Here is a 19,374-nt window from a genome sequence, read left to right as displayed (position 1 = left end):
GAAGAAAGGAGCAGAAGAGCCTTTGCTGTTTACCGTTCCCCACCTTTCCATCACCTTATTTCCCATCCACCCACCTACTCCTGCGGCAAGCGCATCAGCTCCAAAACGCGCCGCATCGGAATATCTACCCAGTCGAGGCGATTGCTCAGCTCATAGCCAAGTTCGTACACCGATTTTTCGAGCAGATAGGCATCGAGCAAAATCTGCATTTCTGAGTAGGTTCGCGGCAGGAAAGGCGCGTGATCAGTTCTTGCCAAATAGGACTTGAGGAACGTTACACTCGTCCAGGCGCAGAAGAAACGAGTCCATTCCTGCATTGCAGGCAGCGTTTCGTTGCGGATCAGTCCGGTTTCGATTTCGCGTCGCAGCGCAATTTGGGACGCATAGTAGAACGATTGCAGCATTCCGGCGATGTCGCGCAGGGGCGATCGTTTCATGCGGCGTTCGGTGAGGGGTCGGGTGGGTTCGCCCTCAAAGTCCACAATCACAAAATCTTTGCCTGTGTACAGCACCTCTTCCAGGTGATAGTTGCCGTGACAGCGCATCCGCATGGTCGCAATCGGCTGATCGATCACCGATCGGAATCGTCCTAAAAGCTGCTCCCGGTAGTTGAGAATGAACTGGGCCTGACGCTGCAAGTCTTCAGGCAACTGTCCGACGTACTTTTTCAGCTCTAGCAACACCTGTCCCGCCTGGTTTCTCATGTACTGGTAGATCGATCGCTGGTAAAACGCCGTGAAGTCTTCGGGTACAAAGCCGGAATAATCTGGCTCGGATGCGAGGGCAAGGTGCATTTCGGCGGTGCGTCGTCCCAGCAGTTCCGCTGCCAGCAGATAGCCGCTCATGGTTTTATGAGCCAGGTCGGGCACGTCTTGTTCGAGAGCCTCTTCGATCGACTCTGCTGGGAAAGTTAGCGTAATCTGTTCCAGCGGCAGCGTCAGAATGTTATCAAACCAGTCGCGCATCGAGTCGAGCGTGTAGCTCCAGGCATCTCGCGCTTCGGGAATCATTTTGAGCAGCAAGCCAATCGTCATGGGTTCAGCCCCTTTGCGCCGATATTCCAGCCAGCCTGCCACCGGAGCAAAGTTATCCGGGTTGGGCAGCCCGACCGATGCCGAACTGCGGGTAAGAAACTGCCCGATCTCCAGATCTGGGTTAATGCACTGATCCGTTTTGCGATACAGCTTCAAGATAAACCGATCGCCGTAAGACACGATCGCATTGCTTCGTTCGCCGCGCATCAGATGCGGTTCTAGATTCGAGTTCATGCCCGGATGGGTGGGAGTAGCGGCAATCTGAGCAAAGGCTTCTGCCTGCACCGCAACGATATCACCTGCACTACCGCGAAACTGCAATTTATGAGTAATTGCCGCCAGCGGAATCGAGAGAAAGTCGCGCTGGTGCATCGCGTCATACAGCACACCAGAACTAGTTTTGCCTTCCAGATAAACGATTGCCTGCCCTGGTTCATTGCCTACCCCATAGGCGACCGGCAACACGCAGATTTCGGACATTCCCTCGGTGTAGTCGATCCGCGTCAGCAGCAAATAGTAAGGTGACGGAGCAACGGGCGGATAGGGCGAGTCCGACAGTTCCAGGGGCGGCTCGATCGGCACAGCATCCACCACCGTCGCATTTTGAATTAGCCGTGCTTTGTTGCCAAACCAGTGACAGCTTCGCAGATAGGCAGGCAGAGCAGTTTCCAGAGATTTTCTGGCTTCGGCTTTCAGGAAAACATCGCGCCAGTCGCCATTCACGGCGATCGTGGTCGGCTGCTTCATGGGCTGAATCGAAGCCTGACCCTGCGGCACCTGAATCGTGAACCAGAAGAAAGCGTGGGGACCCAAACTGAGGAAATAGGGCTTGTCGTTGATCGCTGGAAACTCATTGCGTCCAAAGATTTCGACCGGAACCATGCCCTTAAAGGCAGACAGATCGAGTTCCACGGTTTGCACAAAGCGCGACAGGTTTGCCACCACCAGAATGTGCTCATCGTGATAGGTGCGCGTAAACGCCAGCACTTTGCGGTTTTCGGGATAGAGCAGCTCAAAGGTTCCCCGCCCAAAGGCACGGTAACGGCTGCGAATTGCCAGAAGCCGCTTCGTCCACCACCAGAGCGAGTTCGGGTTTGCCCGCTGTGCCTCGACGTTCACCGTTTCGTAGTGATATTCCGGGTCAACAATTACAGGCAGATACAGCTTTTGTGGATTGGTACGGCTAAATCCGGCATTGCGATCGCCGCTCCACTGCATTGGAGTTCGCACCCCGTTGCGATCGCCCAGATAGATGTTATCGCCCATGCCGATCTCATCGCCGTAGTACAACACAGGCGTACCTGGCAGTGCCATCAACAAGCAGTTCATCAGCTCAATCCGCCGTCGGTTATTGCCCAGCAGCGGAGCCAGCCGTCGCCGAATTCCTAAGTTGATCCGCGCCTGCGGGTCTTGAGCATAAACGCGATACATATAGTCACGGTCTTCGTCGCTCACCATTTCCAGCGTGAGTTCGTCGTGGTTTCGCAGGAAGAGCGCCCACTGACAGTTATCGGGAATTTGCGGCGTTTGCTGAAGAATGTCGATAATCGGGAAGCTGTCTTCCATCTGCAGCGACATAAACAAGCGCGGCATCAGCGGAAAATGGAAGTTCATGTGGCACTCGTCGCCCCGCCCATAATATTCCGCCGCATCTTCGGGCCACTGGTTTGCCTCTGCCAGCAGCATTCGATTGGGATAATTTTCGTCTACATATTTCCGCAGCCGCTTCAGAAATTCGTGGGTTTCGGGCAGGTTTTCGCAAATTGTGCCTTCTCGCTCGTACAAATAGGGAATTGCATCAAGGCGCATGCCATCCACACCCATGCTCAGCCAGAAGTCCGCCACATCGAAGAGGGCGCGTTGCAGTTCTGGATGCTCAAAGTTAAGGTCGGGCTGATGCGAATAAAAGCGATGCCAGTAGTAGGACTGAGCCACCGGGTCCCATGTCCAGTTCGAGGTTTCAAAGTCTTTGAAGATAATCCGCACCCCTTTGTATTTCTGGGGATTGTCGCTCCAGACATAGAAATCGCGCTCCGGGCTGCCGGGAGGTGCTTTGCGGGCACGCTGAAACCAAGGATGCTGATCGGAAGTGTGGTTAATAATTAGCTCGATAATTACGCGAATGCCGCGCTGGTGAGCCGCATCCAGAAATGCCTGAAAATCTTCCAGGTTGCCGTAGATCGAGTTAACACTGGTGTAGTCGGAAATGTCGTAGCCATCGTCGCGCAGGGGAGACGGAAAAAACGGCAGAATCCAAATGGCAGTTACTCCCAGATCCTGAATGTAATCCAGCTTCTCAGTTAAGCCGCGAAAATCGCCGATGCCGTCTGCGTCACTGTCACCAAAGGCACGCACGGGCACTTCGTAAATGATTGCGTCTTTAAACCAAAGGGGATCGTCGTTGAGCGGTGTCTTCTGCATAGTATGTTTCCCTAAAAACCGATCGGCTGTTCGCTGGATTCTGTCGCAAGTCCTTGGCAATCTGGTTGTGCAGCAGTTGTGCAGCCAGATCATCTGAGCAAAATGGATTGACCGTTTTTCACCTTCTCGATCGATTGTGCCAATTGCAAGCCAACTCTCTGTCTTACTGAAGGCAGAGAGCCAACCAATCAAGCGGAAATCGTAAGTCTAGAGCAGGTGGGTGACCTGGAGACGGTGGCTGAGCGGGTAGATGCGATACATTTCCGGGGTTGCGACCCTGATGGAGTGTTAATCAGACTTTTCATTCAAGCGTAGTTCACTAGCTCAAGTTGTGGTAGCCATCACTGACAATCTCAAGAAAATGACCAGAGCGGCGATCGATCGCTTGAGCCAATTCGCGATTGAAGCGATGATCTCGACTCTCCAGAAAAGAGCCGCAGATCTGATAAAAGTATTTTGTGAAATACTCTGCTTGAAATACCCTGAATCGGAAGTTTGCAGGATGTTTGAAAAATCCTAACAGTGATCCGCCTCCCTAGCCCCCGAATTCTAGGGGAACCTCTCTTCCTCTAGGTTTCAAAGTCCCCAGCGGCGGGGGCAAAAAGGGAAATAGCAGAGTCAATGTCAAACCTCAGAGACTTCTCAAATACCCGCTTAAAAGGCTGTTGCTTAACCGCGCTTTCTGGATGCGCCCATTCTAAAAATGAAAAATTCAATCCTCCTAGAGGAGGACGCCGATTTCACCGGAACTTTGCAAAGCCTTTCCGTAATATCTCGATATTCTTACAATTTTTGCCTTTACACCCGGTAAATTCACTGGTTAGGTTGGTATTTTGCCCTGGAAGAGATGCGATCGCCCTTCTGAATTCGATCGCAAATCCACTGCAAATCAACTCAGGTAAGAGGAAATTTTCGGCTCCAAACTCTACAATCTTTTGCATTCATTAATATCAGTCGCTAGCAGGAAAAAACCGTGACCTTTCAACGCGCCAGTGGCATTCTACTTCATCCCACCTGCCTTCCCGGACGATTTGGCATTGGGGATTTAGGACGATCGGCTTATGAGTTTATCGATTTTCTGGAGCGCAGCGGACAAAAGCTATGGCAGGTGTTGCCGCTGGGACCCACCGGAGACGAGCATTCGCCTTACATTATGAATTTCAGTGCCTTTGCCGGAAATCCGCTGATGATCAGCCTCGAAACCCTGGCAGAAGAAGGCTTACTGGAGGCTGACCAGCTTCAGCCGCTCCCTGAATCAGGCGAACCGGGCTATAGCCGCGTGGATTTCGATCGCGTAATTCCGGTTAAGTACGGCTACCTGAAGCAGGCATTCGATCGCTTTGCCCAAAAACTCAACAAAGAACCGAATCCCGAATACGAGCAGTTTTGCCGGGAGCAAGCCTGGTGGCTAGATGACTTTGTGCTGTTTATGGCATTGCTGGAAGAAAACGGCGGCAAGCCCTGGAGCCAGTGGGAGCGATCGATCGCCCGTCGCGAACCCAATGCCCTCGAAGCCAAACGGCAAGAACTAAAGGACAGCATTGCCTTTCAAAAATTCATGCAGTTCCAGTTCTTTGAGCAGTGGCGCAAACTGCGGGCGTATGCCAACGGCAAAGGCATTCAAATTGTGGGCGACGTGTCAATCTATGTTTGCCACAACAGCTCGGATGTCTGGTCTAGCCCCGAAACCTTTAAGCTCGATCCACAAACGCTAGAGTCTGCCTATATTGCCGGAGTGCCACCGGACTACTTCAGCGCAACGGGTCAGCTCTGGGGCAACCCGGTTTACGACTGGAATCAGATCGAAAGCACCAATTTTGCCTGGTGGATTGCGCGGTTTAAGGCAACACTGCTTTATGTCGATATTGTCCGCATCGATCACTTCCGGGGCTTCGAGGCATACTGGGAAGTTCCTGCCGGAGAAACTACGGCGATTAATGGCAAATGGGTCAAAGGCCCAGACGCAAAATTCTTTGAGGCGCTGAAGGCGGCAGTCGGTTCTCTACCGGTGATGGCAGAAGATCTGGGCATCATTACCCCCGAAGTAGAGGAACTGCGCGATCGCTTCGACTTCCCCGGAATGCGAATTCTTCAGTTCGCCTTTGGCGGCGGTTCTGATAACGCCTATCTGCCCCATCACTATATCCCCAACTGCGTCGTTTATCCTGGCACGCACGACAACGATACGACGATCGGCTGGTGGCAAAAAGCCGGCGATCACGAAAAGCAGTTTGTCACAAAATACTGGGGCTACGCGACACCAGAAGACATTCAGGAAATCAACTGGCTATTTATCTCAGCGGCTCTGTTCTCGGTCGCAGATCTAGCAATCCTGCCGCTTCAGGACGTGCTGGGACTGGACAACCGCGCCCGCATGAACGATCCCAGCACCAATGCCGGACAGTGGCGATGGCGATACACGGACTCGGGCTTGCTGACCCAGGAGATTAGCGATCGGCTGCGTCAGATGACGGAGATTTATAGCCGTTGAAGCATTCCGGTTTGCTGAGTTAACCACCTGCCGAACTGCCCCCTGCGGGTTAATTCTGGGAGGAACCGAGCGTTAAATTATCAGTTTCCTCAAGAATCATCCTTGCTTTCAAAGTCCCCCCATTAGGGGGGAATTAGGGGGGCAATGTAGAACCTATCCTATGCCTCAAGCACACTCCCACCCCAATCGCCCATTTAACCTTCTAAGGCACTTTTTAGACGTGTTAAGTTTTTCAACCCGATCGAATCACTCAAAATGGCAGCGGGAAGAATAAATTTGTGATTCTACCTGGTCTGGAGAACATTTGATGTTTGATGTACTGGATCGCATTGCTGAAATTGATGGTCGCTACGCTACAGATCAAGAGCTAGTCGAACTGGAACAGCTTTCCCAGATGACAATCGATCGCTTTCAGCTCTATAGCAAGCTCGCACAAGCAGAAGAGCGAATTCTCAACGAGCTTTATCAGCGCGTTTCTGCTTCCCATCCCCAAATTTTTCAGATGGAGGGCAGAGATGTTTCGGTGCAGTGTCGGCACGATGTCCGCTACACCTTTCATCATGCAGTGCAATCAATGCTGCTGGGTGAAGCCTGGCTTCAGGAAGATTTACTGATCTGGTTCCAGACTATTACTCGATCACGCAAAATTCAGCCCAGATGCGAGGTTGTGTACTCAGCACTGGAGAACCTGCTGCGATCGGCTCTGCCGCCCAAAGAGAGCCAGTTAATTTGCCCAATCATCCGGAAGATCAAAGAAACGCTAATCCAGCCCTGAGGCGCAACTTTACCGCTGCTCGAAACTATTGCTTGACATTATTGCTCGAAACTAATGCTCAAAAATGCCCTGGTACTGCATCAGATCCAGGGAGACGATCGTGGGTAAGCAGCGAAAGCAATCCTGCGCCAGTTCCCAGCGTCCTTCTCGCTGAAGCATCTCCTTTAATTTTTGCTGAATGTTAAGCAAATAGCGCACGTCATTCGCGGCATAGCGCAACTGCTCATCGGATAAATTTACGGCATTGCCCCAGTCGGAGCTTTGTGCCGTTTTGTCGAGTTCGACCCGCTCTAGCTCCAGCACCACATCCTTAAGTCCGTGGCGGGGGCTATAGGTGCGGGCAAGCTTGCTGGCAATCTTGGTGCAAAACACCGGAGCGACCTCGATTCCCAGGTGATAGCGAATCGTTGCCAGGTCAAATCGGGCAAAGTGAAAGGCTTTCAACACCTGCTCCGCTTCCAAAAGCCGCTTTAGATTAGGGGCTTCGGTTTGTCCCTGCTGAATTCGCAGCACTGCCACTCGTCCCTGCGGATCGCAAAGCTGCACGACGCAGAGCCGATCGCGCATCGGCAGCAGACCCATTGTTTCGGTATCCACTGCCAGTGCATCGGACTCAAGATAGCCTGCCAAAATTTCATCTGAGATGTCTCGATCGCAGACCTGAAACTCGGTGAATGTCATGCTTTAACCCAAACTCAGGTACTTGGCTACGTTCTGCATATCCTTATCGCCGCGTCCAGAGCAGTTGATCACAATCCGGGGACTGCCCGTGAGCTGGGGACAGAGTTGGTCGAGGAAGGCGATCGCGTGAGCCGTTTCCAGCGCAGGAATAATTCCCTCCAGGCAGGAAAGTCGCTTCAGTCCTTCCAGAGCTTCCTGGTCAGAAATGCTGAAATACTCAGCGCGTCCGGCATCTTTGAGGAAGCTGTGTTCGGGTCCAACGCCCGGATAATCTAGTCCGGCACTGATTGAGTATGGCTCTACGACCTGTCCATCTTCGTCTTGCAGCAAATAGCTCATCGCCCCGTGCAAAACGCCGACTCTGCCCCGCGTGAGCGTTGCTGCGTGTTTTTCAGAATCGACACCCTCTCCGCCTGCCTCAATTCCAATGAGCCGCACCGAGGGTTCATTCACAAACTCGTGAAACAGCCCCATCGCGTTTGAGCCGCCGCCCACACAAGCCAGCAGCATATCTGGCAGACCGCCCCATTTCTCCATACACTGCTGCCGCGTCTCCTGCCCGATCACTGCCTGAAAGTCGCGCACAATCATCGGATAAGGATGTGGACCCGCCACCGACCCCAAAATATAGTGCGTGCTTTCCACATTCGTTACCCAGTCCCGAATTGCCTCAGACGTGGCATCCTTCAGGGTTCCCGTCCCTGATGCCACCGGACGCACCTCTGCTCCCATCAGCCGCATCCGAAACACATTTAACGCCTGCCGCTCCATGTCATGCACGCCCATGTAGATAATGCAGTGCAGACCAAACCGAGCGCAGACCGTTGCCGTAGCGACTCCGTGCTGTCCGGCTCCCGTTTCTGCAATAATCCGCTGTTTGCCCATCCGCTTTGCCAGCAACACTTGCCCCAGAGCATTGTTGATCTTGTGTGCCCCAGTGTGGTTGAGGTCTTCCCGCTTCAGGTAAATTTGGGCGCCCGTGCCGTCGGGTTTGGCATAGTGCTGAGTCAACCGTTCCGCAAAATAGAGTGGTGTTGCTCTGCCCACATAATCCTTTAGCAAGCCTTGAAACTCTGCCTGGAATTCTGGATCATTGCGGTACTGATAAAAAGCCGTTTCCAGTTCGCTCAGGGCAGGCATTAGCGTTTCGGGGACATATTTGCCGCCAAACTTACCGAAGCGTCCCAGGGTGTCTGGGCGTTGGGTCGTGTCAAGGGGTTGGGAGGGGGGAACGGGAGTGTAGGTCACGGAATCCAATGGGATAATGGAACAGTCCTTATTATAAAGAAGTTCCGGGTCTGCAAAAAACGATCGCCTCGAAAGGGGAAACTGGGTCGCTTCGCTTCTCCCTGGTTCTTATAGAAAAGCCACCAAAAAAGCCACAGATTTCATCACGCCCATGTCATCCAAACGCAAAGATTCATCTGCTCACAGCCCTGCAACCAATCGCGTAGTTTACTCCGAGTTCGGCAACCCCAACACCGATGCCTTCGAGCGTCCGGTTCAGGAACTGCTGCCCAACCAGCAAAATCTTCGCGTGCAGGCAACCCGCAAGGGCAAAGGCGGCAAAACCGTCACCGTTATTAGCGGATTTCAAGCAAAGCCTGAAACGCTGGCAGATTTATTAAAGAAGCTCAAAGCCCAGTGCGGCACAGGCGGAACACTGAAAGACAACGAAATGGAGATTCAGGGCGACCATACTCAAAAGCTCGTCGAACTCCTGACGCAGATGGGCTACAAAGCGAAAAAAAGCGGCGGCAAGTAGGGTTCTTTAGCAGCCAGGGAGAACTCAAAGATTCCTCCGATCATGCAAAGGGCTGTTGCTTTGGAATTTCAATGCAAAATCTGGTTCCTTTTCCGGGTGTAGAATCACAGTACAGTTGCCCATTGTGTTTCTCGGTGATGATTTGGTAGCTGATGGCTAGCCCTAAGCCTGTGCCTTTGCCAACCGGCTTTGTTGTGAAAAAAGGGTCAAACAGGCGCGATCGCACGACTTCTGACATCCCGATTCCGTTATCCGCAATGGTGATTTTAACGCGATCGTTCTTCATTACTTCAGTTTGTATCCAGATGGTATTGCGCTGCTGCTCAATCGTTGTAAAGGAGCGATCGTGATTTGATTCTTCGAGTGCATCGATCGCATTACTCAAAAGATTCATAAACACTTGATTGAGCTGTCCGGCATGGCACTCAACTTTTGGCAGCGCACCATAGTGTTTAATGACTTCAATTGCAGGACGATCGGTTTTTGCTTTTAAGCGACCCTGCAAAATCATCAGCGTGCTATCAATACCCTCATGCAAATCAACGTTTTTGACTTCTGCTTCGTCCAGCCGGGAGAACAGGCGCAGCGATTTGATGATTTCTCGGATGCGTTCTGTTCCGACCTTGATCGAAGCCAGCACTCGAGTGAGATCCGTTTCGAGAAACTGAAAATCAATGTCTTTTAGTCTGTCTTGAATTTCTAAGCCGGGTTCTGGATACTGCAACTGATAAAGATGAACCAATCCCAGCAAATCCTGGGCATATTGATCAACAAAATTCACATTGCCGTGAATGAAATTGACCGGATTATTAATCTCATGGGCAATGCCCGCTACGAGCTGCCCTAAACTGGACATTTTTTCGGTTTGCACCAGTTGGGCTTGCGTCTGTTTCAGATCATCAAATGCCTGTTCGAGCTGCTGGTTTTTTTCCTGCAATTCTTGCGTTCTATCCCTGACTTCATGCTCTAAGTTGCGATTGTAATGTTCGAGCTGATCGCGGGATTCTTTGAGCGATTTTGTCATTTGATTGAAGGTCAGGGCAAGTTGTCCAATTTCATCCTGAGATTCAACGGGTGCACTCACGTCAAAATCGCCTGCTGTAATTCGACTGGTGGCTTCGGTCAATCGCTGCACGGGTTGAGCAATGTGCCGTCGAAAAAATACCGTCATGCCAACACTTAAACCTACGGCGATCAATCCGGTGAAAAGATTTTTCCATTGAGCATCGGTGAGACTGGCATTTCCGACTTCTAGTTCTTGTGTCAGTGCAGTCTGCTGATCTTGCACAATCTCATTCAGAATAGACAACATTTCAGTTGCCAGCGGCTCTGCTTCAGAATTAAACAGATATAAATCATTCCGGTAGCGATCGCTTGCTACCGCCTTGAACATCGTTTCCGGTAGATTGAGGAAGGATTGCCGCTGTTGAGCAATCTTTTGCAGCGACGCTTGCTGGCTGAGGGTCATCTCATTCTTTTTTTGGGTTAACCGCTCCCAGGCTTGTCGATTTGCTTGCAAATTCCTGCCGTATTCAAATCGAAAGGTAGGTTCACGAACTACAATATAGGTTCGCAGTGCCGACACTAAGAGCGCAAAAGAGTTGCGAAACTCCAGCATGTCCCTGAACAAAATTGCAGCTTCCGCAGAGGCTAATTGACCTTCCTGCTCTTCTAGCATCTGCTGCATTTGGTTAGAAATACCGACAATTAAAAGTTCACCTTCCTGATCTAATAACTTCAGGGCAGGCTGATTTTCGATCGTGTCGTCGTAGAGCTTAAAGAGGCGATCGGGCAGCACCGACCACTGCTGGTAAATTTGCTTCAGATTTTGCAGTTGCTGCTGATTTTTACTTGTCGCCTGGTCGCTGAGTAAATCATTCAGCATCGTCAAGTCTGTTTCAAACGACTGGCGCGTTTTTTGATAGCGAAAACGGTATTCGGAATCTCCGGTTGCCAGATATCCCCGGACATCAGAAAGCATTCTCAGCAAGTTGGTCTGCGCTGTCGCAGAAGCCAAAGCAGAAGGCATTCTAACCGTTTGCGTTTGATTGATATTGGCTGTTGCCTGAACACTGCTTAAATACGTGCGACCAACCACCAGAAAAGTGAGCACGACCAGCGTTCCAAATCCCAAATTCAGCTTTTCTCCTAACTTGAGATGCTTGATTCGATTGTTTAGGCTTGGTTTAACGCCAGTCGCTTTTTGAATCAATGCCTCAAGGGGCTGAAAATATTTGTAACGCATGAAGAGTTCTCACGATAGGCTAGAAGGCTGGTTTCGATTGATGGCAAAACTGGAGAAGCTCAATTCATTGATGCGATTCCATTGATGGATTTGCGATCGAAATTCATTCCAATTCTGGTAAATCTTTTTGAATTCTGCGTGTTCGATCGCCAGTTCTTCATAGATTTCAAAAGCAGTTTTGTGAGCCGCTTTGAGAATTTCAGAATTAAAGGGAAGGAGCTGGGTTCCCTTTGCCAGCAGTTGGTTCAACCGTTCACTATTCGCCATATCATATTGGGCGAGAACTTTTAGGTTTGCTTCAGCAGCAGCGGCTTGAAAAATCTGCTGATATCGTTGAGGCAATTGATTCCATTCCTGGAGATTGATCAGCACCGCATAATTTGTGCCGGGTTCCCACCAGCCCGGATAGTAGTAAAAAGACGCAACCCGATCCAATCCAAGGTTTTCGTCATCGTTTGGACCCTGCCATTCTGCGGCATCGATTTCGCCTTTTTCTAAAGCCGCGTAGATTTGCCCTCCTGCCAGAAGCTTCACCTCGACTCCCAGCTTGGCCAAAACTTGTCCGCCTAAGCCAGGAATCCGCATCTTTAACCCTTTCAGATCAGCGACGGTGTTGACCTGGCGGTTAAACCAACCTCCCATTTGGACTCCGGTATTGCCAGCAGGAAACCCGATTAATCCAAAGGCTGCATAGACTTGATTCAGGGCTTCCAAGCCTCCGCCTTCATACATCCAGGCATTTTGTTGATAAGCCGTAAGACCAAACGGCATCGTGGAAGCAAATGCCAGAGCCGGATTCTTTTGGGTGTAGTAGTAACTTAAGGTATGACCGCACTCTACCGTACCCGCCTGAACGGCATCCATCACTTTCAACCCGGAAACAATTTCATCGGCGGCATAAGGGGTGATGACAAACCGCCCGTTAGTCATTTCAGCCACTCGTTGAACAATAATCTCAGCACCGCTAAAGACGATCGGAATCGATTTTGTCCAGCTTGTTGCCATCCGCCAGCGGATCATAGGGGTTTCAGAAACGGCAGCCTGGGAAGAGATGGTTGGGGCAGCTTTCTGAGTACAGGCAGCTAGCGTGGCACTTGCAGTCGCGATCGCAGCCTGACGCGCAAATTGACGACGTTTCATAGCAATAGAGAAAAACGATTGGAAGAACAGAGAAGGCAGCACATTCAAAAGCGGAAATGATGAGGCTAAGCATCATGGGTGAACGCAAAATTGGCGAAGCTAAGTTCGTTGATGCGATGCCACTGATAAATTCGATCGCGGAAAGTTTTCCACGGCTGATAAACTTGACTGAACTCAGGATCCCGACTGGCAATGTCCTCGTAGAACGCGAATGTTGCTTGCTCAGCCGCTTCTAAAATCTCTGTATTCAAAGACTTTAATTGAACTCCTTCTGCTTTTAACCGCTGCAACATTTTGGTGTTTCCAGCATTGTATTTTGCTAGTGTCAAAATGTTTGCTTCGATCGCAGCAATCTCAATGACCTTTTGAAACTGCGGCGACAATTGATTCCACTGCTCCAGATTGATAATTACATCCACCGATTCACTCGGCTGCCACCAGGCAGGATAGTAGTAAAACCGAGCAGCTTTGTGCAGTCCTAATTTTGAATCGTCGTAGGGTCCAGTCAGTTCAACCGCTTCTACTTCTCCTTGAACAAAGGCTTGAACAATCTCATCAGCCGCCAACATTTTAATTTCTGCACCCAGGCGACTCATGATTTGCCCGGCTAGCCCGGAAATCCGCATCTTTAATCCTTTGAAATCCGAAGTGCGCTGAATTTCGCGTTGAAACCAGCCGCCCATCTGAGCCCCTGTATTGCCTGCCGGAAAATTGATCACGTTAAATCTTTGATAAACCCGACGAATCGCTTCTAACCCACCGCCTTCGTAGAGCCAGGCACTTTGCTGCTGCGCCGTAAAACCAAACGGAACTCCAGCACTAAATGCTAATGCAGGACTTTGTTCAATGTAATAAGTGCTAAACGTATGACCGCACTCGATCGTGCCTTGAGAAACCGCATCGAGCACCTCCAGGGCTGGAACAATATCACCCGCAGGATAGGGCGTGATCACAAAGCGTCCGTCGGTTAGTTCACTAACGCGCTGACAGAAAAGTTCGACGGCTCCATACAGCAGGTCAAGCAATTTCGGGTAGCTCGTTGCGATGCGCCAGCGAACCGTGGATGCCGGATCAGATGTTGAATCAGAAGATGTTGAATCAGAAGGTGCATCCGCAGCAGTTTGCCCCAGGGCTGAATCGGGAGCGATGCGAAGCAGTTTCCCCTGCGGGGTAATCGACCTCGTCGCAGCAACCCCGGCAACAGCAGCAGCAACCGTGTACCTTACAATTGGGCGGCGTTTCATAAACGACAACGACTAACAAAGTTTATCTATAAGTGTGCCCAGCCTTGATTTGCCCTAACAGTTGCTCACTCGGTCGCAAGGATTGCGGTACAAACATCCGTGCTGCACGACTTAAAGAAATTTCTGTAAAGACTTCTTGAACTTTTGATGAAGTTTCAGCAGAATTACGGTCAACTTTCTGAGTTACGCTTGCGGTGTCAGGAATATCACTGCTAATTTTCTCGTAGCGATCGCTTTTGCCTCCGTACTTATACTCATATACTTATGCCCCAGCAGAGCGAGCATCTACCGGGATTGCGACCCGATTCTTTGGCTAAGAATCATTTCGCTGAAGGTCATTCCGCTGAAGCATTCTATTCCGCTGATAGCCTGCTGCGCCATCCGCTCAAGCTGATCGGTGCAATGAGGCGGGATCTGCTGGCAGCGCGAGAGCTAGCATGGCGGCTGCTGGTGCGCGATATCCGTGCCCAGTATCGGCAGTCACTGCTTGGCATTTTTTGGGCGTTTGTGCCGCCGATCGCCACTGCGGCGGGTTTGACACTGGCAAACAATGCCCAAGTGCTCAACGTGGGCGCGACCGACTTGCCCTATCCAGCGTATGTGATGCTGAGTATGGCCCTCTGGCAAACCTTTGCTGAATCTGTGACCGGGCAGGTGCAAGCAATCCTGAATGCCAAGTATCTGCTGTCGCGGATTAACTTTCCTCGCGAAGCGTTGGTGCTTTCTCAACTGGGGCAAGTCGGGTTCAATTTTTTAATCAAGCTGGTGCTGATTGTGGCACTGTTCCTCTGGTTCAAAATGCCTGTTACCTGGGCGGTGATCGTCGCCCCCGTGGCACTGCTCCACCTGGTTGGCTTCGGGACAGGCATTGGGCTGCTGCTGGCTCCGTTTGGTGGACTGTATGAGGATATTTCCAGAGGTTTAACCCTGCTGCTGACGGGGTGGCTATTTATCACGCCGGTGCTGTATCCCTTGCCCCAGTCCGGTCTGTTTGCCATGCTGGTGAAGCTAAACCCTGTCACTCCCCTACTGATGACGACAAGAGAACTGGCAACGATCGGCACGGTGTCTAACCCCGGGGCTTTCTGGTTGGCAAGCCTGACCGCGCTGCTGGTGCTGCTGCTAGGCTGGCTCGTGTATCGAGTTGCGATGCCGTTTATGATCGAGCGAATTAGCGCATGATGGACTGGACTCAAAATCATTTCCAGAACGGGATACACCACGCTGGGGACACAGATGAATCGAGTGATGTCATCTTGTCGGTGCAGGGCGTGTCAAAAAAATTCTGCCGCAGCCTGAAACGATCGCTGTTTTACGGCATCCAGGACATTGGCTCCGAGCTAACCGGAACGAAAAGACCCGATCGGCTTCGCGCCGGAGAGTTTTGGGCACTGCAAGACATTAACCTGCAACTGCGACGCGGCGAGGCGTTGGGCTTGGTGGGGGCAAACGGCAGCGGCAAAACCACCCTGCTGAGAATGATTAGCGGTCTGATCAGGCCCGATACAGGTTCGATCTGGGTGCGCGGACGAGTTGCCCCACTGCTGGCACTGGGAGCGGGCTTCAGCCCTGTTCTGAGCGGGCGCGAAAATATCTATGCCAATATGTCGATTCTGGGTTTATCCACCCGCGAGATCGATGCACGATTTGAGCAGGTGGTCGAATTTGCCGAGATCGGCGAAGCCATTGACGCGCCTGTATACAGCTACAGTTCTGGCATGGCAGCGCGGTTAGGATTTGCCTGCGCGGTTCACACCAACCCCGATGTTTTGCTGATCGATGAAGTGCTGGCAGTCGGAGATGCGCGATTTCGTGCCAAGTGCGAGCGGCGGCTTGCGGATCTACTCCAGCAGGGAACGGCATTTGTTTTGGTCACCCATTTCTTCCAGGGCATTCTCAACATTTGTTCTTCTGGGATTTATCTCAACCAGGGGCGTTTAATTGCCGCCGGAAATGCCCGCGAAATCATGGATCGCTATGAGCAAGATTTGTTTTCGATTCAGCGATCGTCTGACACTTTTCCGCTGGTATTACCTGCAAGACCTGAAACCGATAGTGCCGGAGCCGATATCTTATCGATCGATTGCCGCGATGCCGCCGGAAACACGATCGCTGCGCCGATTAGCGGGGAGCCTGTATCCTTTTGTGTGCGCTGTCGCGTCGTTAAACCGATTCAAAAGCTCAGCCTTTTTCTTGCCGTCTATCAACCCGCCCGGGATAACAGCCTGGCACTTCACCTAAGCAGTGCATACGACGATGAAATGTTTGAAGTTGCGCCCGGAATTTATGAACTGCGCCTGGCACTGCCTTATCTGGGATTGCTTCCCGGTTCCTACACGCTGAATGCCTTTATTAAGGACGGTTTACTCTATCTTCTAGACTCCTACGAGTCGCTGCCGTTCACGGTCGAGAGCGCATCTCACCTGAATCGGGGGTTCTTTTATCAGCCCCGCCAGTGGCAGCTTTTGGGTCGTGGAATGCCGCAGCCCAATCCGCAGTCTCATCTGCAATCCATTGGGTTACAGGAGAATAGGCTACAAGAGGATGGTTTACAGAAGAAGGGCTTACAGGAGGACTATGAACATTTCCCCTCCCGCCGTTAGCGTGTTGATGTCGGTTTACAACAATGAGCGTTTTCTTCGGGCAGCCATCGAAAGTATTCTGAATCAAACTTTTACAGATTTTGAGTTTGTGATTATTGACGATGGTTCTACCGATCGAGCGGGAAAAATCTTAGAAAAATATGCCGCGCAAGATGCCCGAATTCGCTTAACGCGGCGGGAAAATCGGGGCGTTGCCAAAACTCGAAACGAGTTAATTGATCAGGCACGGGGCAAATTTGTGGCGGTTATGGACGGGGATGATATCGCCCTGCCCGATCGCCTGAAACAGCAGGTCGAATTTCTAACAGCTCACCCAGAGGTTGTCTGCGTAGGCGGTTCACAGGACTGGATCGACGAAGCCGGACGCTTCCTGGTTCACCGCGAGGTGCTAGAACACGATCGCGATATTCAAGCCTCCGCTTTGTCGGGCATTACCCCGATCAATCACCCCTGCGCTCTGATTCGGCGATCGGCTCTGCTTCAGGTCGGGGGCTACGATGAAACAATGGCAACGGTTGGTGATCTGGATCTGTTTTTGCGGCTGGGCGAAGTGGGGCAATTGGCGAACCTGAAGCAAACCGTGCTGCAATATCGGCTGCATCCAAAATCGATTAGCGAAAGCAATCAGCTGCGGCAAACCGACGATCGGCGAGAAGCCTGTCGGCGTGCTTGGGAGCGGCGTGGCATCAGCGGCAAGTTTAAAGAAGCTCCACCCTGGCGACCGATCGATCGTCCTTCGCGCCACGAGTTTGTGACCGACTATGGCTGGAGATTCTTTCTCCGGGGCGATCGACAGGCGGCAATCGTGTATGGCATCAAAGCAGTGCGAACGCTACCGCTCAACCTGAACGGCTGGAAGCTGCTGATCTGCGCGCTGATCAAACCACTGCCAGAGGTCGAGACAGTATGAAATCAATCGATCGCCTGCCGCAGCATCCAGAACACCAGCCAGACCACCGGGAGCAGACACGCCCGATCGTTTCGGTTCTGATGGCGGTACACAATACAGAACGCTTTGTGGGACAAGCGATCGAAAGTATCTTGCAGCAGAGCTTTCGCGATTTTGAGCTGATTGTTTTAGATGACGGCTCAACCGATCGATCGCTGCCGATTCTTCAGCACTATGCAGCACAAGATTCACGGATTCGGCTGATCAGCCGCGAAAATCGTGGAATTCCCCAGACGCGGAATGAGCTGCTGCGTGAGGCACAGGGCGAGTTCATTGCGGTGATGGACTCCGACGATGTGGCACTTCCCGATCGGCTTGCCCGCCAGGTCGCTTTTTTGCAGCAGTCGCCGGATGTCGTCTGGGTCGGGGGCGCGTTTCAGCTCATCGATCGCGAGGGACGGCTCATGACCGAGATCCCGCTGGCAGAGCGAAACAAGGAAATCAGGTCACTGCTGCAAGCGGGACAAGTGAGCTTTTTACATCCCACCGCGCTAATGCGGCGATCGGCAGTGCTTCAGGTTGGCGGCTACGACGAAAGCTTGCCCCTGGCGGAAGATCTGGATTTGTGGCTACGGCTGAGCGAAATTGGCGCACTCGCCAATCTGCCCAAAGCGGTAGTTCAGTATCGGCTGCACGGCAATTCGATTTGCGATCGGTATCAGGCTTTGCCGCCCCACGAAGTTCAAACCGTGCTCGATCGCGCCTGGCAAAAGGGACTGATTCGCGATAAACCTCAAGCTACGGTGGTTTGCGGCTGGCGACCCACGCCCGATCGCGCTTCCCGCCATGCATTTGCAGTCAAATACGGCTGGTGGGCATTTGGCAATCGACAGCGGCGGTCGGCTCTGCAATACGGCATTCAAGCCGTTGCCCTTAATCCAGGCTCATTGGAAAGCTGGAACCTGTTGGCTTGTGCCTTGATTAAACCGTTCCCAGTTGCTTGATGTTCCGCATCTTCTTGATGTTCTCCATCCTTATGTATCCCTCACCTGTAATCATGACAGCTCCCTTGGTTTCTGTGCTGATGCCCGTTTACAACGCAGAGCGATACGTCGCGCAGGCGATCGAAAGCATCCTGAATCAAACGTTCAGCAATTTTGAATTCCTGATCATTGATGATGGCTCCACCGATCGATCGCTGAAGATTTTGCAGCAGTATGCCGCCCGGGATCAGCGAATTCGCCTCCACAGCCGCCCTAATACTGGACTTGCCGTAGCACTCAACGAAATGCTGCAAACCGCCCGGGGCGAGTTGATTGCCCGCATGGATGCCGATGATATTGCCCTTCCTGATCGGTTCGAGCGGCAGGTTTCTTTCCTAGTGGATCACGCGGAGGTTGTTTGTGTGGGCGGTTCGTATGAGATGATCGACGATCGCGGACGGTTCCTGACCACGCTAAGCGTTGCCTCTGACGATCCCACAATTCAGCAGTCTGCCCTCGCCGGACATGGCAGCATCTGTCACCCCACAGCCATGATGCGGCGATCGGCACTGGTGCAAATCGGCGGCTACGACGCCAGCCTGCTGCCTGCGGAAGATGTGGATTTGTGGCTGAAGCTGGGCGAATTGGGGAAGCTTGCCAATCTCTCCGCTCCAGTTTTGAGATATCGCCTGCACCCTGGCTCAGTCAGTGCCCAAGCCTGTGCAATTCAGCGTCAGCAAGCCCGCAAAGCCTGCGAACTCGCCTGGAAACGCCGCAAGATTCAGGGCAGGTTTGAAGCAGACGATCTGTGGCGACCGGGAAAAGACCGCCGATCGCGCCATCAGTTTATGCTGCAATACGGCTGGTGGGCGTTTGAAAGCGGCAATCGATCGACGGCTGCGCTCTACGGCTTAAAAGCAGTTTGCCTGCTGCCGCACTATCTCGAAGGCTGGAAGCTGCTGGCTTGCGCCCTGCTGAAATCGCTGAAATCAAAGGAGGCATCGCTCAACCAGAACCAAACCTAGATCCACCCAACCCCGATCCCCAAGCCTTGCGCTTTGACGAACGACCTTGATAAAACAACCCTGAAGCCGAACTCGATC

At 52.0% G+C, this 19,374-nt stretch carries 14 protein-coding genes; 8 read left to right on the top strand and 6 right to left on the bottom strand.

The window, feature by feature from the left end:
- Positions 1–74: 74 nt before the first annotated feature.
- The gene (gene treS / locus NDA02_RS10905) at positions 75–3,455 is read right to left on the bottom strand and encodes a maltose alpha-D-glucosyltransferase (protein ID WP_190793680.1); all 3,381 of its coding nucleotides are present in this window, start codon (positions 3,453–3,455) and stop codon (positions 75–77) included.
- Positions 3,456–4,428: 973 nt separating this feature from the next.
- Here treS and malQ point away from each other — a divergent pair.
- Both malQ and NDA02_RS10895 read left to right on the top strand, forming a co-directional pair.
- A complete protein-coding gene (malQ, locus tag NDA02_RS10900; RefSeq protein ID WP_190793681.1) occupies positions 4,429–5,946 on the top strand; it encodes a 4-alpha-glucanotransferase in 1,518 nt (505 codons plus the stop codon).
- Positions 5,947–6,253: 307 nt separating this feature from the next.
- Positions 6,254–6,721, top strand: a complete 468-nt coding sequence (locus NDA02_RS10895) for a hypothetical protein (protein WP_190793682.1) — start codon at positions 6,254–6,256, stop codon at positions 6,719–6,721.
- A 51-nt stretch (positions 6,722–6,772) separates the two neighbouring features.
- Here the strand turns inward: NDA02_RS10895 and NDA02_RS10890 are convergent, their stop codons facing one another.
- Entirely contained in the window at positions 6,773–7,402 is a 630-nt protein-coding gene (locus NDA02_RS10890; RefSeq protein ID WP_190793683.1) for a ribonuclease D, read from the bottom strand.
- A gap of 3 nt (positions 7,403–7,405) precedes the next feature.
- The gene (gene trpB / locus NDA02_RS10885) at positions 7,406–8,650 is read right to left on the bottom strand and encodes a tryptophan synthase subunit beta (protein WP_190793684.1); all 1,245 of its coding nucleotides are present in this window, start codon (positions 8,648–8,650) and stop codon (positions 7,406–7,408) included.
- 151 nt (positions 8,651–8,801) lie between these two features.
- On the opposite strand from trpB, the gene NDA02_RS10880 reads away from it, so the two are divergent.
- A complete protein-coding gene (locus NDA02_RS10880; protein ID WP_190793685.1) occupies positions 8,802–9,167 on the top strand; it encodes a translation initiation factor in 366 nt (121 codons plus the stop codon).
- A 40-nt stretch (positions 9,168–9,207) separates the two neighbouring features.
- On the opposite strand, the gene NDA02_RS10875 is transcribed toward NDA02_RS10880, so the two are convergent.
- From NDA02_RS10875 to NDA02_RS10865, 3 genes are all read right to left on the bottom strand, one after another.
- Positions 9,208–11,412, bottom strand: a complete 2,205-nt coding sequence (locus NDA02_RS10875) for an ATP-binding protein (protein ID WP_348254944.1) — start codon at positions 11,410–11,412, stop codon at positions 9,208–9,210.
- A gap of 9 nt (positions 11,413–11,421) precedes the next feature.
- Complete coding sequence (locus NDA02_RS10870; RefSeq protein WP_190792236.1) at positions 11,422–12,552, bottom strand: ABC transporter substrate-binding protein; 1,131 nt, start codon at positions 12,550–12,552, stop codon at positions 11,422–11,424.
- 65 nt (positions 12,553–12,617) lie between these two features.
- On the bottom strand, positions 12,618–13,796 hold the full coding sequence (locus NDA02_RS10865; protein ID WP_190792235.1) for an ABC transporter substrate-binding protein: 1,179 nt from the start codon (positions 13,794–13,796) through the stop codon (positions 12,618–12,620).
- Between the two features lie 264 nt (positions 13,797–14,060).
- Between NDA02_RS10865 and NDA02_RS10860 the strand changes: the two genes are divergently transcribed.
- The 5 genes from NDA02_RS10860 to NDA02_RS10840 are packed head-to-tail and all read left to right on the top strand — an operon-like array spanning position 14,061 to position 19,296.
- Positions 14,061–14,978 (top strand): ABC transporter permease, encoded by a 918-nt coding sequence (locus tag NDA02_RS10860; protein ID WP_190792234.1) that lies wholly within the window; start codon positions 14,061–14,063, stop codon positions 14,976–14,978.
- Positions 14,975–16,399, top strand: a complete 1,425-nt coding sequence (locus NDA02_RS10855) for an ABC transporter ATP-binding protein (RefSeq protein WP_242067365.1) — start codon at positions 14,975–14,977, stop codon at positions 16,397–16,399. The genes NDA02_RS10860 and NDA02_RS10855 overlap by 4 nt, the downstream gene beginning before the upstream one ends.
- Positions 16,374–17,309 (top strand): glycosyltransferase family 2 protein, encoded by a 936-nt coding sequence (locus tag NDA02_RS10850; protein WP_190792233.1) that lies wholly within the window; start codon positions 16,374–16,376, stop codon positions 17,307–17,309. The genes NDA02_RS10855 and NDA02_RS10850 overlap by 26 nt, the downstream gene beginning before the upstream one ends.
- A complete protein-coding gene (locus tag NDA02_RS10845; RefSeq protein ID WP_190792232.1) occupies positions 17,306–18,292 on the top strand; it encodes a glycosyltransferase in 987 nt (328 codons plus the stop codon). Before NDA02_RS10850 ends, NDA02_RS10845 begins: the two co-directional genes overlap by 4 nt.
- A 53-nt stretch (positions 18,293–18,345) precedes the next feature.
- Entirely contained in the window at positions 18,346–19,296 is a 951-nt protein-coding gene (locus tag NDA02_RS10840) for a glycosyltransferase (protein ID WP_190792231.1), read from the top strand.
- Positions 19,297–19,374 lie beyond the last annotated feature (78 nt).

The organism is Leptolyngbya sp. ST-U4 (assembly GCF_039962215.1).
In the GTDB taxonomy this organism is placed as follows: Bacteria; Cyanobacteriota; Cyanobacteriia; order Elainellales; family Elainellaceae; genus Leptolyngbya_A.
The sequence above is the reverse complement of the archived record's forward strand: the minus strand, read 5'-3'. Positions and strand labels throughout refer to the sequence as shown.

What these genes read in the sequence shown, in the direction of transcription:
- NDA02_RS10845 (WP_190792232.1), top strand. Translation starts at nt 17,306, where the DNA reads ATGAAATCAATCGATCGCCTGCCGCAGCATCCAGAACACCAGCCAGAC.
- NDA02_RS10895 (WP_190793682.1), top strand. Translation starts at nt 6,254, where the DNA reads ATGTTTGATGTACTGGATCGCATTGCTGAAATTGATGGTCGCTACGCT.
- NDA02_RS10855 (WP_242067365.1), top strand. Translation starts at nt 14,975, where the DNA reads ATGATGGACTGGACTCAAAATCATTTCCAGAACGGGATACACCACGCT.
- NDA02_RS10860 (WP_190792234.1), top strand. Translation starts at nt 14,061, where the DNA reads ATGCCCCAGCAGAGCGAGCATCTACCGGGATTGCGACCCGATTCTTTG.
- NDA02_RS10875 (WP_348254944.1), bottom strand. Translation starts at nt 11,412, where the DNA reads ATGCGTTACAAATATTTTCAGCCCCTTGAGGCATTGATTCAAAAAGCG.
- NDA02_RS10870 (WP_190792236.1), bottom strand. Translation starts at nt 12,552, where the DNA reads ATGAAACGTCGTCAATTTGCGCGTCAGGCTGCGATCGCGACTGCAAGT.
- treS (WP_190793680.1), bottom strand. Translation starts at nt 3,455, where the DNA reads ATGCAGAAGACACCGCTCAACGACGATCCCCTTTGGTTTAAAGACGCA.
- NDA02_RS10880 (WP_190793685.1), top strand. Translation starts at nt 8,802, where the DNA reads ATGTCATCCAAACGCAAAGATTCATCTGCTCACAGCCCTGCAACCAAT.
- NDA02_RS10840 (WP_190792231.1), top strand. Translation starts at nt 18,346, where the DNA reads ATGACAGCTCCCTTGGTTTCTGTGCTGATGCCCGTTTACAACGCAGAG.
- NDA02_RS10850 (WP_190792233.1), top strand. Translation starts at nt 16,374, where the DNA reads ATGAACATTTCCCCTCCCGCCGTTAGCGTGTTGATGTCGGTTTACAAC.
- NDA02_RS10865 (WP_190792235.1), bottom strand. Translation starts at nt 13,796, where the DNA reads ATGAAACGCCGCCCAATTGTAAGGTACACGGTTGCTGCTGCTGTTGCC.
- NDA02_RS10890 (WP_190793683.1), bottom strand. Translation starts at nt 7,402, where the DNA reads ATGACATTCACCGAGTTTCAGGTCTGCGATCGAGACATCTCAGATGAA.